At 38.7% G+C, this 16426-nt stretch carries 14 protein-coding genes, 8 tRNA genes and 1 rRNA gene; 10 read left to right on the plus strand and 13 right to left on the minus strand.

The features are described 5' to 3' along the window. Window positions 1–86 precede the first annotated feature (86 nt). The 6 genes from BM195_RS09450 to BM195_RS09475 form a co-directional block, all read right to left on the minus strand. Window positions 87–159, minus strand: a tRNA-Lys gene (locus BM195_RS09450). 437 nt (window positions 160–596) lie between these two features. After that, window positions 597–668 (minus strand) — tRNA-Gln (locus BM195_RS09455). A 10-nt stretch (window positions 669–678) separates the two neighbouring features. Then, window positions 679–763, minus strand: a tRNA-Tyr gene (locus BM195_RS09460). Between the two features lie 47 nt (window positions 764–810). Next, window positions 811–886: transfer RNA gene (locus BM195_RS09465), tRNA-Thr, on the minus strand. Window positions 887–889: 3 nt separating this feature from the next. Further along, window positions 890–965, minus strand: a tRNA-Val gene (locus BM195_RS09470). 5 nt (window positions 966–970) lie between these two features. Continuing rightward, window positions 971–1042: transfer RNA gene (locus tag BM195_RS09475), tRNA-Glu, on the minus strand. Window positions 1043–1230: 188 nt separating this feature from the next. Between BM195_RS09475 and BM195_RS09480 the strand changes: the two genes are divergently transcribed. Beyond that, on the plus strand, window positions 1231–1947 hold the full coding sequence (locus BM195_RS09480; RefSeq protein ID WP_090237026.1) for a YwaF family protein: 717 nt from the start codon (window positions 1231–1233) through the stop codon (window positions 1945–1947). Between the two features lie 867 nt (window positions 1948–2814). Here BM195_RS09480 and BM195_RS09485 read toward each other — a convergent pair. From BM195_RS09485 to BM195_RS09495, 3 genes are all read right to left on the minus strand, one after another. Then, window positions 2815–3228: a hypothetical protein gene (locus tag BM195_RS09485; RefSeq protein WP_090237028.1), complete on the minus strand. Its 414-nt coding sequence runs from the start codon at window positions 3226–3228 to the stop codon at window positions 2815–2817. A gap of 449 nt (window positions 3229–3677) precedes the next feature. After that, window positions 3678–4526 carry a flagellin Hag gene (gene hag / locus BM195_RS09490; RefSeq protein WP_090237031.1) on the minus strand — a complete coding sequence of 283 codons (849 nt, stop codon included), beginning with the start codon at window positions 4524–4526 and terminating at the stop codon, window positions 3678–3680. A 79-nt stretch (window positions 4527–4605) separates the two neighbouring features. Further along, complete coding sequence (locus BM195_RS09495; RefSeq protein WP_090237034.1) at window positions 4606–4791, minus strand: carbon storage regulator; 186 nt, start codon at window positions 4789–4791, stop codon at window positions 4606–4608. 509 nt (window positions 4792–5300) lie between these two features. Here BM195_RS09495 and BM195_RS09500 point away from each other — a divergent pair. Both BM195_RS09500 and BM195_RS09505 read left to right on the plus strand, forming a co-directional pair. Further along, window positions 5301–5660, plus strand: coding sequence for a PadR family transcriptional regulator (locus BM195_RS09500; RefSeq protein WP_090237036.1), 360 nt, complete (start codon window positions 5301–5303; stop codon window positions 5658–5660). Then, window positions 5653–6678 carry an HAAS signaling domain-containing protein gene (locus BM195_RS09505; protein ID WP_342028027.1) on the plus strand — a complete coding sequence of 342 codons (1026 nt, stop codon included), beginning with the start codon at window positions 5653–5655 and terminating at the stop codon, window positions 6676–6678. The genes BM195_RS09500 and BM195_RS09505 overlap by 8 nt, the downstream gene beginning before the upstream one ends. Before the next feature lie 411 nt (window positions 6679–7089). Here BM195_RS09505 and BM195_RS09510 read toward each other — a convergent pair whose 3' ends face one another. Next, on the minus strand, window positions 7090–8397 hold the full coding sequence (locus BM195_RS09510) for a metallophosphoesterase (protein ID WP_090237043.1): 1308 nt from the start codon (window positions 8395–8397) through the stop codon (window positions 7090–7092). A gap of 416 nt (window positions 8398–8813) precedes the next feature. On the opposite strand from BM195_RS09510, the gene BM195_RS09515 reads away from it, so the two are divergent. The 7 genes from BM195_RS09515 to BM195_RS09545 all read left to right on the plus strand — a co-directional run bounded on the left by BM195_RS09515 (window position 8814) and on the right by BM195_RS09545 (window position 15786). Beyond that, window positions 8814–9581 carry an HAD family hydrolase gene (locus BM195_RS09515; protein ID WP_090237045.1) on the plus strand — a complete coding sequence of 256 codons (768 nt, stop codon included), beginning with the start codon at window positions 8814–8816 and terminating at the stop codon, window positions 9579–9581. 14 nt (window positions 9582–9595) lie between these two features. Continuing rightward, the gene (locus BM195_RS09520; protein WP_090237048.1) at window positions 9596–10594 is read left to right on the plus strand and encodes an ABC transporter substrate-binding protein; all 999 of its coding nucleotides are present in this window, start codon (window positions 9596–9598) and stop codon (window positions 10592–10594) included. A gap of 80 nt (window positions 10595–10674) precedes the next feature. Continuing rightward, a complete protein-coding gene (locus BM195_RS09525; protein WP_090237050.1) occupies window positions 10675–12360 on the plus strand; it encodes an ABC transporter permease in 1686 nt (561 codons plus the stop codon). A 32-nt stretch (window positions 12361–12392) separates the two neighbouring features. After that, on the plus strand, window positions 12393–13472 hold the full coding sequence (locus tag BM195_RS09530; protein WP_090237053.1) for an ABC transporter ATP-binding protein: 1080 nt from the start codon (window positions 12393–12395) through the stop codon (window positions 13470–13472). A 902-nt stretch (window positions 13473–14374) separates the two neighbouring features. Beyond that, complete coding sequence (locus BM195_RS09535; RefSeq protein ID WP_090237056.1) at window positions 14375–14695, plus strand: ArsR/SmtB family transcription factor; 321 nt, start codon at window positions 14375–14377, stop codon at window positions 14693–14695. A gap of 60 nt (window positions 14696–14755) precedes the next feature. After that, window positions 14756–15178, plus strand: a complete 423-nt coding sequence (locus BM195_RS09540; RefSeq protein WP_170848210.1) for an SRPBCC family protein — start codon at window positions 14756–14758, stop codon at window positions 15176–15178. Window positions 15179–15441: 263 nt separating this feature from the next. After that, complete coding sequence (locus tag BM195_RS09545) at window positions 15442–15786, plus strand: GlcG/HbpS family heme-binding protein (RefSeq protein WP_090237062.1); 345 nt, start codon at window positions 15442–15444, stop codon at window positions 15784–15786. Between the two features lie 340 nt (window positions 15787–16126). On the opposite strand, the gene BM195_RS09550 is transcribed toward BM195_RS09545, so the two are convergent. The 3 genes from BM195_RS09550 to rrf all read right to left on the minus strand — a co-directional run. Then, a tRNA-Thr gene (locus BM195_RS09550) sits at window positions 16127–16199 on the minus strand. 7 nt (window positions 16200–16206) lie between these two features. Continuing rightward, window positions 16207–16281: transfer RNA gene (locus tag BM195_RS09555), tRNA-Asn, on the minus strand. A gap of 51 nt (window positions 16282–16332) precedes the next feature. After that, a 5S ribosomal RNA gene (gene rrf, locus BM195_RS09560) occupies window positions 16333–16426 on the minus strand; the annotation flags it as partial.

A 16426-nucleotide genomic window follows, 5' to 3' on the forward strand; every position in this document is an offset into this window, starting at 1 on the left:
TAAACAAGGCTGTCAACATCATAACAACCTTGTTTATACACTGATTATTGTCTGTTATGTAATTATGCTAACATACTATGGTCTGATGAGCCATGGAGGATTCGAACCTCCGACCCTCTGATTAAAAGTCAGATGCTCTGCCAACTGAGCTAATGGCTCACATTATATTATGACAAGTTTTTGATTTATTGTAGTGCTATCCTATAGTAACGTTTAGGGCTCGTCGTGTTGCAAGTTTGTTCGGTGGAGCTGCACTCCTCGCAAGCCTGCACATGGCAGCTTACTCGGAGATGGGAGCGGCTAGCTAATGGCTCACATTATATTATGACAAGTTTTTGATCTATTGTGGTGCTATCCTATAGTAACGTTTAGGGCTCGTCGTGTTGCAAGTGTTTCGGTGGAGCTGCACTCCTCGCAAGCCTGCACATGGCAGCTTACTCGGAGATGGGAGCGGCTAGCTAATGGCTCACATTATATTATGACAAGTTTTTGATCTATTGTGGTGCTATCCTATAGTAACGTTTAGGGCTCGTCGTGTTGCAAGTGTTTCGGTGCAGCCTGCACATGGTAGTTTTTTTGCATAAAATAAAAAAAGACTGGGCTAGCTGGATTCGAACCAGCGCATCACGGGATCAAAACCCGATGCCTTACCGCTTGGCTATAGCCCAATAAAAGATATGGTGGAGGGGGAGAGATTCGAACTCCCGAACCCTGAGGGAGCGGATTTACAGTCCGCCGCGTTTAGCCACTTCGCTACCCCTCCGTAAGTATTGTAACTAACCACGTCTGGTTTTATACATAAAAAATAAATGGTGCCGGCCAGAGGACTTGAACCCCCAACCTACTGATTACAAGTCAGTTGCTCTGCCAATTGAGCTAGACCGGCAAATGGTGGAGGATGCAGGGCTCGAACCTGCGACCCCTTGCTTGTAAGGCAAGTGCTCTCCCAGCTGAGCTAATCCTCCATAGGTGACCCGTACGGGATTCGAACCCGTGTTACCGCCGTGAAAGGGCGGTGTCTTAACCACTTGACCAACGGGCCATAAAGCGCGTGTGCCATGCTTTGAGATATGTATTGCCAAAACCGACAAACTTTATTATATACAGGTTGTCCTTCTTTGTAAAGGGGATAAATGAATTTTTTCATTTTCAAATTCAGCTTTTACCTTTATAATAAATTTATCCAATGAAATAGAGAAAATTCAAATTTTAAGTGCGCGGGGGAAGAACATGTCAGATATTTTTCTGGAAGTGAATGGCTCACCATTCACAGCATTTGGTGTAAGTCATTTAATCGCATTATTCATTTATTTCGCCGGGATGACAGTTTTTCTTTTATTTTCTAAAAAAATCCTGAACCACTTCCGCGTTTACGACACAATTCGCTGGGGATTATTCAGCATCTTAATTTTATCTGAGGTAAGTTACCAGACCTACACGGCATTAAATGGTATTTGGAGTTTAAATGAGCATATGTTTCTTCATCTTTGTGGTATAGCCGGTATAACTGGAGCAATCGCCCTGATTAATCATAACAAACGGTTAATCCAGATCACATTCTTTATTGGACTTATGCCATCATTTTTGGCACTCGTTACCCCTGAATTGCCTTATGATTTTCCGCATTATCGTTATTTGAAATTTTTTATTCACCACATCACGATTTCGTGGACTAGTATATTTTTAGTCGTTTCAAATCATACAACAATTACCTTTCAATCATTTTTTAAAACGTATGGCTATTTGTTAAGCTATGCTGCCATCATCGGTTTTCTGATCAATCCGCTTTTAAGTTCCAACTATTTATACTTGGCTCATACCCCAACCGCCAGCACACCACTTGATCTGCTCGGGAACGGCATCTTGTATTATGTGAATCTGTGTACCCTGGCATTTGTCGTTTTCCTTATTCAGTATTTGGTATACAGATTGGTCACACGTCAATAAAATAGTCAAGAATACATAATTGCTACAATCCAGACAATCACAACTACCGGTAAAGATGTGTACAGCGACTGCCAAGGTTTCATACCATGTTTTCTAATTAAAAAAACTGTCACGAAAACTTCCATAATGGTGACAATAATGGCAAGTAGGATCAGAATCGGGAAAGCTTTCAATTTTTATTCATTCCTCTCATTAATTATAGATATCTATTTCTTCTCTAAGCTACTTTTTACTTCTTTAAATTTGTTGGTATGTGGGTTTGGATAAGTCCATAGTAGCGATTTTTAATTGCAGTGTAAAGGATGTTTGTTTAAATGAAAAGGCGATTAAAAAGCTACTTTTATAGTTTGATGTAGAAAGACTACAAAGAGAAAGATCATGGTTCAGAAGATAATGCAAAAACGATGAAAGTAGAAGGCTTACATCAATACAGAATATTTATTTCACTAAAACTCACTTTTATATACATCTCCTGTAATAAATTACATTATGTATACTAATTAATGTATTTCATTATGGAACTAAAATAGAGCGTGTCAATAATTTTGTGTAAATGACCCTATTCTTGTAGAAAAAGCTTAGCTGTTGTTTTTTCTGGGTAAAGCGTTATTATTAATAGATTGCTCTAAGCCACAGCGGCAGCTGCCCGTCCTTGACCTTTTGCCTCTTCTTCGTGAATCGCTGGGTTGGGTTCAGGGACCAATAAGCTGAGAGAGTTAAGGAAGATAGGGTTGCTCTAAACTTTTAATTTTTATTCACTCAAGTCTAGCATTCAAATGATTTAGTATAAATTAAAAGTCATTAATCGCATTTTCCATATCCATCTTCCTTTAAAATTTTCTCTATTTCTTTATTATAATTCAAATATTACTTATTTTTAGCCATCTTTATTAAATCAATTATAGGTCCTTTTACTTCTTTAAACCCCTCATACTTCAATCTAATTTCTTCCAATGAATAGCGATATTCATTATTTTCAATTTCTAATTGTTTATTAGAATAATTCTGCTCTTTTTCAAATAAGTCTCCTATTACATCCAGCATACCAAGGTGTTTAGAAGCATGCTTTTCACCCATTTCAATGTGTCGATAAATCATAACCAAAATACTTGTAAAAGTTTGTTTTAATAACGACAAGTTATCGCTTTTGTTCAAATCATCATTTACTCTATTCTCGAATTTATTTTTCTTTTTCGTTATTTCACCTTTAAGGTGATAATATCCCTTTTTTTCAAACCTCTTTTCCAAATCATTAATTATCTTCATAATTTCATTCTTCAACGTGCAACAACCTCTTTTCATAACTTACAAAACCCCCGGTAAGAAAATCCGGGGGTTCAGTCATTCCACATATTATTGCAGCAACTGCAATACACCTTGTGGTTGTTGGTTGGCTTGCTTTGCCGCTATGTCTTTCGATCATAGAATAGACTATATCTTCACCCTTTTTCTCCAAAGGGGCTGGGCACTTCGAATGATACGATTATCACTCTACGAATCTCATTGCCTTAGTTTTCACTTTAGGCAGTGCATTCTAGTCGTTGAACCTTCGCCAAGTTTTCACCACAGGCGCTTGGCTGCTGATTATCCATTGTTTCATTGTTTTGTTTTTTGAACCGTCACGTCTGCTGTTTCCAGCTGCGTTTTGGTACAAAACACTTTAGGAAGTTCCAGCAATTCACCCAGTTATCCTCTAATCCGTTACCAGATTAGACGCCCTTCTCATCAGATCACTGAAGAAGTTGTAAAACTCCTTGAGGTCTTTGTTGGGATTGAGCTAACATGCTTTGTGATGCTTGTGAAAGGATATTGTTCTTGGTGAACTCCATCATTTCCTCGGCCATATCAACATCCCTGATACGTGATTCCGCTGCTGTCAAGTTTTCAGATGACGCACTAAGGTTATTAATGGTATGGTCTAGGCGATTTTGAACTGCTCCCAATTCGGAACGTTGCTCTGAGACTGTATTAATTGCATCGTCAATTGATCCAATAATACTATTAATATCTGTTTCTGTCCCATTCACTTCAATCTCATTAACTCCAAGACCCTGTGCCGACATATCGTCAATTTCAACTTCCAATTGTTGGCCTTCATTTGCTCCAATCTGGAATACAATTGGACCGTCTTCACTTTCAGTTAAGGAGCCGTCTAACAAGGTCTTCCCATTAAATTCTGTGCGATCTGAAATTCCCTCGCTATCTTCACCACCTAATTCTTCAACTAAAGCATCAATTTCAGATTGAATAGCATTCAAATCTTCCTGTTCTTGCGTACCTTCGTTCCCTGCTTGTACAGTTAATTCACGCATACGCTGCAGAATGGCGTGTGATTCATTCAGCGCACCCTCAGCAGTCTGAATCAGAGAAATACCATCTTGTGCATTCTTTTCAGCCATTTCCAAACCACGAATCTGTCCGCGCATCTTTTCAGAGATCGCTAAACCTGCTGCGTCATCCCCGGCTTTATTGATGCGAAGACCTGAAGATAGCTTTTCCAAAGAACCTTGTGTAGCCTTATTATTCTGAGTTAGTTGATTCTGCGTATTTAACGCTGCAATGTTGTGATTAATTTGCATAATTAATCTACCTCCGTGTTTTTTATTTTACTAGCAAGACCTATCCTTTTGAAATGCTAGTTTTATAATAGCTCCTGAATCAGGAGTTATTACCGTTGTAAATCTCTCCACGAACAATGTTAAATTCCTGTGGAGCCGTGATACGAAGCTTGAGGGCATGTTTGACATTTCTCTCTGCTCTGATCACTTCTACTTCAATGTTCCTGCCGTGTTCATCCTCGATAAACACTTTTTCACCAGATTTCCTTCCTAACGTCAATGCCATGGCTTATCATCCTCCTTGATGATACATTACTTATATCGACAGGATCATCAATTGTTTAAATGTTTTTTAGCAAAATTTATAGGTGTTTTTACTTAGGTGCCAACATGGCGATGATCAGCTCATTAAATTTCAAGGGTTTTGTCCGAATCACTTGTTGACATACAAATCTGAACATTCTCGCCTTCTGAGGTATAATTCTATTCGTTCAATATCCCATATGAAGGAGGCTTCTTTTTAGCCCCCTTCCACACTATTTTTCGACCACCTCAAAAAATTACCCGTTCACCATAGGCAGACCAATCAGACAACTCCTAGCAATGATATACCTATTCAAATATTACTTAAATACGCTACTCCGATATTTATACACAAATAATTTTCACAATAGCTATGTTCGTCCTTGTTTTCAATACATTTTTCCATAAATATATATGGGATTTTAAAAATAATATTTGTTCATTTACAATAGTGTGCGTAATACAGTATAATGACTTTGGGAGTTGATAAACATGAACGATGAAAATGAACATATAGACAAATTGATGCACGAGCTGAGACGGGGAACCATTACAATTGGAGCTCTGAGCCAACTTTATGAACCTCAATATGGGTACTCTCTTGTCACAAGATTAAAAGAAAAGGGGATTCAGGTGGAACCAGGGACATTATATCCGTTGCTTAGAAGGCTGGAAAAACAAGGACTTTTGGAAAGCAAATGGGATACGAATGAAACAAGACCCAGAAAATATTATTTATTGAGTGATACCGGAAAAGACGCCTTGGATTTATTACGTGTGGAGTGGCAAAGCATTGTTACAAGTATGCAAAATGTGTTGAAAGAAAGTGGGGATGAAAATGGAGATGATTGAACGATATGTTTATGCAGTGACCAAGAGGCTGCCGGAAGCACAAAGACAGGATGTGGCTGACGAACTTCGCGGTTTGATAGAAGATATGCTGAATGAGCGTGTTCAGGGCAGAGATATCACGGAGGAAGATGTAGAGGAAGTATTATTAGAACTTGGCAATCCAAGGAATTTGGCAAGGCAATACCGGGATACAAAAAAGTATGTAATTGGCCCAGAACTGTATGATTTGTATATACTGGTATTGAAGATAGCTTTAATTTCGGTTGTGACAGTATCTACCGCTGTATTCATCATCCAGATCATCTTAAATCCAATTAATACGCTTGATTACTTTATCAACTACATTGTTTCTTTTATTACAACTACGATTCCAATTGTCTTCGGCTGGACCACATTAGCCTTTGCTCTGGCAGAATATTTTGGTGAAGACAATCTAAAGAAACTGAATATAGATAAAGAAAAACTAAACTTAGATAAGGAATGGAAACCTGAAAATTTAGCACCGATTCCCGATCCGAAACGGCAGATTAAACGAAGTGAGCCGATTATAGGGATTATATTTTATGTGTTGATTATTATGATACTGGCATTTTCAAATGACTATTTTGGCATCTGGATCTTCCAGGATGGTGAATTTTCCACGGTTGTTCCATTTTTAAACGAAGAAACATACGGTTCATTCCTGATATTGATTTTAATTGTATTTGGATTTGGGATTGTGAAGGAATGTCTAAAGTTTCGTTATGAAAAGTGGACGTATACATTGGTTATTTTTACCGCCATTGTGAATTTGATTTCCATTGCCATGATCATGTTCATGATAACAGGAGCACAATTCTGGAACCCGAATTTCATGAACGAGCTTATACAGTATGGATTTGTCACAGAGGCAAGCCAAAGCTATGAGTCAATTCGCCTAATCTGGGAACAACTTACACTTTGGACGCTAATCCTCCTCATATTTGGGTTACTTTTGGATATTGCTATTGGATGGTTCAAGGTTCGTAAAGCTAAGTAAAACGTATCTTCAAGTAAGTACCACGCTATTGGTCATGATGGAATGCCCGATAGCGTATTTAACGAATAAATGCACCATGAAGTTCATATGGCTTAACCCTGTTCCGTATTACACTTTCAGAAGTTACCTAGTGACTTGCCAATTGAAATATAACTTTCAGCCTCTTCTAAATAGCGTGGTACTGCGGTTAACTTTTCATCAATCGTATGTTTAGCTACAGAAAAACTGTACCCAATTGTTAAATAGTGTCCAACAATTGGGTGCAGGACATTTTTATACTCGTTCTGCTACTCTCCGTACCTTATCATGAATGTTTTGCTTTTAACTTTATACGATGTATCTTCTTCAATAATTTTTTACCTTTTAAAAAAGGACAACTGCCTCAACCACGAAGCAGTCATCCTTTTTTTATTATTTCTTTGTATTACCAACAGTTGTCAGTGATTCATCACTGATATTTCCAAATGCATCAATTGCTTTGATATTTATTTCATATTCGTTGCCGGGCTTCAATCCGCTTATTGGCAATTCAAGTTTTTCTGGAACAGAGTCCTTATAATATTCTGAGAAAGCCGTATATTCTTTAGCGGTTTCCCCAGTCATCTTATTTACAGCTGTCACTTGATAGGAATGAACAAGTATATTATCTGACGCCTGCTGAAATTCTGCATACAGTTCAGTTGAAGTTGTTTTATCCTGATTAATCGATACAGAGGATCCTTTTTTGAAATACGGCTTTTTATTATCACGATCTGATGTATATTTGAATTTATTTGTTTTAGCAGGTGTTTTGATAACCCATGGGTCGCCTAGCCAATCATTGCTGTGGAAACCGCGACGTTTTATGATCACTCTGTTATTGTACACTTCCACAAGTAAACCATTACTGACCTCATCATGTCCTGGAGGCAGGTGTCCTTGTAAGTAGCCATTTTCCGTCCACATATAATTGACGCTGCCTGTATTTACTGATGTGAAATCCTTTTGATAGATTGACTTGGGATCACTTACAGGATAATGCGTATGCCCTGAGAAAAAAACCACTTGCGGATATTTTTCCAACGTTTCATAAAGTAATTCTCCATTTGGCTCAACATGCCATTCGCTTCCATAAGTTGTGTCCTCTATCGGCCAATGCATGAATACAAAAATCGGCTTTTTTGAATCTCTCTGTTCCGCTTTGCTCAACTGCTCATCCAGCCAATTTATTTGCTGCTTTGAGAAATACCCTTCATCTTCCTCTCCCATTACTACAAAGTCATAATCCTTAATGACCTTATGATAATAAAGTGAATCCATTCCAGTCTTTTCAAGAAACCGTTCCTGTGATTCGAGTGCATTTGCATCATTATAATACTCATGATTACCAATAGCAAATAGCGACTGAGTTCCATCCTGTCTGTTTTCTTCATATACCTCCATCGCATTATCGTATTGCTCGGTGTAACCATTATCTGTCAAATCACCTAAAAACACAAATGCATCCTGATTAGGAGACAGCTCATTCAGTTGATTTAGCGCATTATTGAACTTTTCCAGGTCACTGTCATTGGAAATTTGAGTGTCACTTATAACAGGGAAGACAAGTTCAGGATTATTTCCGGGAACCCCTGGGGAGCTTGCTTCCGCATTATGGGGATATGTAAGGATTGTCAAACCCAATAGGATAGCTATTAAACTAACAGGAAGTTTAAAAGATTTTTTCGCTATTTTTCTCATAAATAAATGTCCTCCTTAACAAAATTATAAGCAATCGATTGACATGACAATAAAGTCAGCCCACCCCCTTTTTATTCAAAACATTAAATAAGTATTGAACGTTTTGAATAATATTTACACCACTTACTATACCGAAATAAAATAGAAAGTCAAATTTGAAAAACATCTCCCGACTGAAATTTCTGCCATAGGCTATACACCTTGCTCCCTCTCCCAAATTCCTTGTATTTCAAGGGTTTTGACTCTTTTACTGCCCTTATCAAAACGCGACCAACTTGACATTTAATTTTAAACCTATATCCTAATAAACAGCCCCATTGTTAAATACTTTCTTAACATACTTAACGTTTTGAACAAAATTAATTAGATTTTGAATCCCTTACCGATTTTTTCACCTATAGAAAGGAGGTATTTTAATGCCTGAACTAATGGTTAATGAAAAAAAATACGACGTTGAAGGGATTCTTTTTGACAAAGACGGCACATTGCTGAATTTCAATGAACTCTGGATGAAATGGGGGACAAATCTAATTAATGAAATAGTCAGTATGGCCGACAGTCAAATAATGTGTGATGAGGAAGACATAGGCAGATATATTGGGGTATCTTTTAAAAATGGTACATGGGATCCCAAAGGGCCGCTTGCTATCGGAAGTATGGGTGATCTGATAACAGTCCTCTCATTCTATCTTTATCAGCAGGGCATGCCTTGGAATGAAGCAGTCACGATGGTTTTCAATGTCCGTGAGAACGTGGACAAGTCCACACAATGGACCAACCGTTTGAAACCGATTAAGGGAATAAGAAATTTCCTGGAAAGGGCTTATTCTGCCCAAATCAAACTGGGAGTAGTCACATCCGATGATACGGCACAGGCAGAAAACCACTTAGAAATTCTTGGGATACGGGATTATTTTCATTGTGTTATCGGGCATGACGCCGTCCAGAGGGGAAAACCTTTTCCTGATATGCCTGAACTTGCCTGCCAGAGACTAGAACTGGATCACAAGAAAACGGTCATAATCGGTGACTCCAATGGAGATATGATACTGGGTGAAAAAGCCGGACTACTGACAGGCATCGGAATCGTCCCGAAAGAAATTCATACAACATCATACTTAGAAAATGCTAATCAGATTATTCGGGACTATAACCAATTAAGAATAAAAAACAGCAGTGATTAGAAAGGAGAATTGCTTTGAAGAAATCAATTTCATTCATTTTAATACTTATGACTTCGCTTTTCTTAGCCGCCTGCGGAAATGAAAGCGGTGGCGAGAGCAGTGATGAACCGTTAAAAGTTTATACACATAACGACTCTGAAGAGATGGACGCCTTCGTCAAACAAATTGAAGAAGGGACTGGTGTAGAACTTGATGTTCTGCGTTTGTCCAGTGGTGAAGGCTGGAGCCGTATGAAATCTGAGGCTCCAAATATCGGGGCAGACATGCAAATCGGGATGTTACACGGATTCGCGTTAAAGGCTGATGAAGAGGGGTATTTGGACCCCTATAAGTCTGAAGAATGGAAAGATGTTCCGGACAAATTCAAAGACCCTGAGGGCAAGTGGTATGGCACCTCCTTCTGGTACAACATGCTAGGAATAAACAAAGATATTATGGAGGACAAAGGGTTAGATATGCCAAAATCATGGGAAGATTTATTGGATCCGCAATACAAAGGTGAAATTGTATTGCCAGACCCGGGCACATCTGGTACAGCCTTCCTGTTTACTTCCACAATTTTGCAGATGTTTGGCGAAGAAGAAGGTTGGGATTATCTCGAAAAATTAGATGAAAATGTTGCACAGTATACAAAATCTGGTTCTGCACCAGCTCAAATGGTTGCGCAGGGGGAATATGCAATTGGCATCACCTGGGATAAAGCCGTGGAAGATTTTAAAGATCAAGGCTATCCGATTGAAGGAACGCTTCCATCAGAAGGTGTTGGCTACAGTCTTGATGTAGCTTGGATATTTAAAAACACAGACCAACCGGAAAAAGCTGAAAAAGTCATGGATTATTTAGGCTCTAAAGAATTTATGGAAAAAACAGCTGAATACCGCTCTATGGTCACGAAACCAGACATTACAGAAAACGAAGAGTTAGAGAAACATTTCATCGATTATGATGCTAAATGGGCTTCCGAAAATAGAGAACGTGTTATGGAAAAATGGCGTGAAGACTTCTCCAATTAACAGAGATAGCAGTGGCAGCCAACTCTCTGCTGCTGTTATTTCCAAATTCCCATTAAGTTAAAAGGAAGAGGTGTTGTGGAATGGATACGGAAATATCAAGTCCACGTCAACGGGGACATCCCTGGTTTATAAACCTCAAAAAGTTCTGGTCTGAACCCGGGTTTGCTATTCTGACGGTGATTCTTGCCGTTTTTATTTTGCTGTTTATCGTTTCGCCTGTTTTTGCGGTCTTGCTGAAAAGCTTTGGAATGGGGACAGGTGCTTTAACAATGGATTACTATTCAGAGTTTTTCTCTACCTCATTCTACTTGAAGTCACTCTTAAACAGCATAAGTGCAGCACTGATTTCAACTGGGATTGTCACTTTCCTGAGTATTGCAGTTTCTCTTTATGTCACCCGTTCACAAAGTTTCGTTGCGAAATCGTATCGCGGTGCAGCATTGCTCCCACTTGTAGCACCACCATTCATTTTCTCCCTGTCATTAATTATCTTATTCGGGCGAAATGGCATTATCACACAATGGCTTGATGGTATGTTCGGGCTGGAATTCAGCATCTATGGCTTCTGGGGCGTTGTCATTTCTCAGGTGCTCGGTTACTTCCCAATTGGCTACATGTTGGTCGAAAGTGCATTGCGTAACATGAATCCAAGCCTTGAACACGCCTCAGGGGATTTAGGGGCCAATCAATGGAAAACACTGGGCAAAATCACTATCCCTCTGGCAAAGTCAGGTATCATCAAAGCCTCTTTATTAGTATTTGTGATGGCTTTGGCTGATTTTTCAAACCCGCTTATTATCGGCGGTGGCAAACCATTTTTGGCTTCAGAGGCTTATCTGCTCGTTGTCGGCCAGCAAAATATGGAGCAAGCCGCAGTATTAGGCGTTTTTCTGATCATTCCAAGTTTAATTATATTTATCTTTCAAACGTACTTCTTGAAAGATACGAATACTGAGATGATCAGCGGTGAATCAGGTGCTGCCAACGCACCATTAACAAAATCAGTAAAAGCTGTAGTGGTGGGAATCAGTACATTATTTACAGCTTTCATTATACTTTTGTTTGCAATGGTCGTTTTAGGTGCATTTGTCAAAATCATAGGTATCAACAATACATTTACACTTGAACATTTTTCAAACCGCAATGGCTGGGATTCTTTATATACGAGTGTTATTGTTTCTTTTATATCAGCAATATTGGCAGCAGGCATTGGTATTTTACAAGGATACTTATTTGCACGGAAAACAATTCCGGGGAAGAAAGTACTGGAATTTCTGACCTTATTCGGTTTGGCTGTGCCTGGGACAGTCATGGGTATTGGTTATATACTCATATTCAACGGCCCGCCTTTATTTTTGACAGGTACTGTATTGCTGATTGTCCTTAACATGACATTCCGGAAAATCGGTGTGGGGCTTGAGGCAAGCATCAGCAAAATGCACCAGATTGATACATCTATGGAAGAAGCTTCCAATGATTTAGGGGGCGGACCTTACAAGACATTCGGAAAAATAATTGTCCCGCTTTTAAATCCTGCTTTCATTGCTGGGTTTGTTTACACCTTTATGACGGCGATGGTTTCCATCAGCTCTGTCATTTTCCTGATTGCACCCGGGACCAATCTTGCAGCAGTATATATCCTTAATCTTGCCGAACAGGCGAAAATCGGAATGGCTTCTGCGATGTCATTCATTCTAATTGTCATTGTCATCAGTTGTATGGGGATTTTGAAATGGATTGAAAAAAGAACTGGTGTCAGAATCTGACGCTATTTTTTAAGAAAGGAGAGACAGTTTACATGTCGCAACATGATGGTTTTTTATCATTAAAAAATCTGCAGAAGCAATTTGGGGATGTGAAAGCAGTAAACAATATTTCCGTCGATATTGATAAAGGAGAACTTATCTCTTTTATAGGACCAAGCGGTTGCGGAAAAACAACTTTGCTCAGAATCATTGGCGGATTTCAGGAACATGACTCAGGCAGTATCACTCTCGACAATGAGAAAATTGATCATTTATCACCGGAAAATCGCTCGACCGGAATGGTGTTCCAAAACTACGCCCTCTTCCCGCATATGACTGTCTATCAAAATATAGAGTACGGGCTGAAAATCCAAAAATTGCAGAAAAGTGAACGCAAAAAACGGATAGAAGAAGTTCTCAGCCAAGTACAGCTAGAAGGCTACGGTGACCGCAAGCCGAGTGAATTGAGCGGGGGCCAGCAGCAGCGTGTTGCCATTGCACGCTGCCTTGTACTCCATCCGAAAGTTCTTTTACTTGACGAACCATTATCCAATCTGGATGCAAAGCTCAGGATGACGATGCGTGAAGAAATCCGCAGACTTAAGGAAGAATTGGATTTGACTATTATTTTTGTCACTCATGATCAGGAAGAAGCCTTAAGCATTTCTGACCGCATGATTGTACTGAATGACGGTAACATCCAGCAGCTCGACAAACCGGACTTGGTTTATACAAAACCGCAAAATGAATTTGTTGCTAATTTTGTCGGACAAGCCAATATAATCACTGGTTCAGTTAACACATCAGACGGGTCAACTTATTTTCATGCCGGAGAGATTACGTTTAATGTTCAGGATGCAGATCCATCCGAAGACGCAATGGCAGTGATACGTCCGGAACAAATCGCTTTGAATACTGACGGCCCCATCAGAGGCGAGATTACAAAAATCGTTTATAATGGAAGTTTCACCCGCTATTTCGTCAAGATTGACGAATTCGAAGTAATGGTCGATACAGTGAATACGGCTTATTCCCTGCGTTATCAAAAAGGAGATAGGGTCGGCATTGAATTCCCTGATACCCCGCATTTTATCAAGAAATCGAAAAAAGAACCTGAAAAGTTATCAGTCTGACTTATATACATGACTGAGGAAGATGGTTCATGCGCAGATATTAATATATTGACATTGTTTCTTGGGCTATTGCTACTGTCAAATGCGATGATTCATTTAAGGCAGCAGTAATCACCCTGATGACCATTTACTAAGTGGTAAGGCGGCCGGTTATTCATTTTATATCAAACGGTTTTAACCTAACCATAAAACTGCCATTTAGAGATAGTTATAGAAAAACACTTGAACTCATTGGGGAAGCAAGCGCTTGGAACCCTTATCTTTAAAGTGCTTGCTTATCCCTCACTTTACCATTTATAGGCGTGTCATTTTAGTTTCAATTGATCGCTAATATAACGGTAGAAACTCGGAATAACCGATTAAATTTTCATCAAAATTAACGAATTATAATCCTTTCTTTAGAAAGCTGTCAGAAAAAATATCAGGCAAAGATAAGGATCAATCAACCGTAACTTCCATAACGTCATTAAGACTGATCGGTGTATACTTGTAATCGTCAAACCACAACACCCGGGCCAAATTATCAACCATGATTAGCTTACCTTTTAATTCTCGAAAATGATGGGATTGCTAAGACTGTTAAACTGCCAATAATAAATATGACAGTTACCTTTTGTCTATTCAAAGTATATCCCCCGCTCGATATTCATATTTATTGAACTATTCTTACCGTTAGTTTAAATACATTTCTTCACATTACATAAACTCTATGTCAGCAATTACAACTTCTTCAGCAGTAGTTTTTATTGTTTTTATTTCCCATACCCATTTCTCCTATTGCTTGTTTCTTTTCTTCTATGTCATTTGATTCATAACCTAAATGATGATTCATTTCACCTTGTAATCGATTCTGATATCATATATTACTTGACAGTTATATAACTAAAAAGTAATATAAGGTTATGAAACCAACCACAAGTATTTTTGATATCATTTCAGAACCTAATCGTCGTTTGATACTGGATTTGTTAAGAAACAACAATTATTCAGTGAATGAGCTTGTAAGCTTAACTGGAATGAGTCAACCAAGAGTTTCCAAACACCTTCGCATCCTAAAAGAGGCAGAACTAGTAAAGGTGCAGAGGAAAGCTCAACAACATGTATATTATTTGTGCCCTTATCCGCTCTCAGAGGTAGATAAATGGTTAGATCCCTATCGGAAATTTTGGCAGGATAATCTTGAATCACTGGATGAATTTTTGAAAAAGGGGGACAAGGAATAATTTCACCTTTAGCAGTTAGCAGTATGTAAATTAGAATAAAAATGATAGGAGTTGATGATTTTGGCAGAGACAAAAGCTGTTGTTACATATCATTTTAATGCATCACCAGAAAAGGTTTATGATGCATGGATAAATCCTGAAAAAATAAAAAAGTGGATGTTCCCGAATGGGAATATGGTAAAGTGTGAAAATAATCCTAAGGTAGGAGGCTATTTCATTTTTGTAGATCGACGTGAAGGCGAAGATATTGAGCATATTGGACAGTACCTGCAATTGGATAAGCCAAATCTTATTGCATTCACATGGGCTACAGTAGACGACCTTCCTGATATAGATACTGTTACTGTTGAGATTCAACCTTCAGAAAACGGTTCAGATGTGACGTTAACACATGAGGTAGATCCGAAATGGGCACAGTATATCCCTCAAACAGAAAACGCTTGGAATGAAATGCTTAAAGCAATGTCTCATGTATTGAGCTAATAAGACATTACAAGTTTATATTGACTAAGCGTTTGCACCCTAAGAATCCGACTTTATTAGACGAACAATTTTGTCAAACAAGACGAATTGTTTCGCAATGCAGCCTTCAACGAATTCACCTATGTAATACTTGCATAGGTGATTTTTTATATTTATGGAAAAAATGGTGCTTAAAATTTTACTTCTAAAATTGAATTGAGTCTATATTGATCTCCATAATGGTGACATAACCTAAGAAGTTTATCGAGGTGGTAATTTTGGAAATGGTACTAAATTTGGAATTAGCTAAAAAACTCATAGAATCAGCTGAGATAATGACTAATGGAAGACAGTTAAAAATGACTTTTGCTGTTGTAGACCTGGGTGGACATTTAATTGCCCTCCATAGAATGGATAATGTTGAGTTTATTAGTGTTGATATTGCGATTGGCAAAGCTTATACCTCTGCTGCATTTAAGACAACAAGTGATGAAGTAGCAAAAAGGGGAGAAAAGTTACCTTTCTTTGTTAATGCTATAACAACTTTCACACAAGGAAGGTATATACCGCAAAAAGGTGGACTGCCTATTACTTATAAATGGAAAAGTAGTGGACGCTATTGGTGCTAGCGGAGGTACTGGAGAAGAAGATGTCGAGGTTCTTAGAGCTGCCCTTGAAAAGGTATGTTATTAAACAATTCGGTACGATTCCTAAGCAAGGATAATTTTGCTGCCTCTACGGTGCCCTGCTACCGTATGTAATCAAGCCATATAAACAATGGTAAGGTAAAAGTAAAGAACCTTCCACTTATTTGAGCAATTGATCTTACGCACATAGCTTTATCCGTAATCTGGCTATGCTTCAAGACCTGGAAGACAAAAACATAAAGGTACATTCGGAAAATAACGTATGTTAGAAGAAATAAAAACGGGCAAGCACCTAAATCCAGGTGAAGCCCGTCACATCAAGAGCTTCCAAGCGGACTCGAACCGCTGACCCCCACCTTACCATGGTGGTGCTCTACCGACTGAGCTATGGAAGCAAAAAAATGGCTCCACAGGCAGGAATCGAACCTGCGACTAATCGGTTAACAGCCGATCGCTCTACCGCTGAGCTACTGTGGAATTATATAAAGTATTTGTTAAGATAGTATAACCAAAAAAGTATAGTAAAATGCCTGGCGGCGTCCTACTCTCGCAGGGGTTAAACCCCAACTACCATCGGCGCTGGAGAGCTTAACTGCTGTGTTCGGCATGGAAACAGGTGTGT

Source organism: Lentibacillus halodurans, from assembly GCF_900112045.1.
GTDB lineage: Bacteria > Bacillota > Bacilli > Bacillales > Amphibacillaceae > Lentibacillus > Lentibacillus halodurans.

Bases quoted from the DNA above. Each gene is read 5' to 3' on its own strand.
- BM195_RS09535 (WP_090237056.1), top strand. From the start codon at position 14,375: ATGAAACCAACCACAAGTATTTTTGATATCATTTCAGAACCTAATCGT.
- BM195_RS09515 (WP_090237045.1), top strand. From the start codon at position 8,814: ATGCCTGAACTAATGGTTAATGAAAAAAAATACGACGTTGAAGGGATT.
- BM195_RS09500 (WP_090237036.1), top strand. From the start codon at position 5,301: ATGAACGATGAAAATGAACATATAGACAAATTGATGCACGAGCTGAGA.
- BM195_RS09530 (WP_090237053.1), top strand. From the start codon at position 12,393: ATGTCGCAACATGATGGTTTTTTATCATTAAAAAATCTGCAGAAGCAA.
- BM195_RS09545 (WP_090237062.1), top strand. From the start codon at position 15,442: ATGGTACTAAATTTGGAATTAGCTAAAAAACTCATAGAATCAGCTGAG.
- hag (WP_090237031.1), bottom strand. From the start codon at position 4,526: ATGCAAATTAATCACAACATTGCAGCGTTAAATACGCAGAATCAACTA.
- BM195_RS09525 (WP_090237050.1), top strand. From the start codon at position 10,675: ATGGATACGGAAATATCAAGTCCACGTCAACGGGGACATCCCTGGTTT.
- BM195_RS09505 (WP_342028027.1), top strand. From the start codon at position 5,653: ATGATTGAACGATATGTTTATGCAGTGACCAAGAGGCTGCCGGAAGCA.
- BM195_RS09510 (WP_090237043.1), bottom strand. From the start codon at position 8,397: ATGAGAAAAATAGCGAAAAAATCTTTTAAACTTCCTGTTAGTTTAATA.
- BM195_RS09480 (WP_090237026.1), top strand. From the start codon at position 1,231: ATGTCAGATATTTTTCTGGAAGTGAATGGCTCACCATTCACAGCATTT.
- BM195_RS09495 (WP_090237034.1), bottom strand. From the start codon at position 4,791: ATGGCATTGACGTTAGGAAGGAAATCTGGTGAAAAAGTGTTTATCGAG.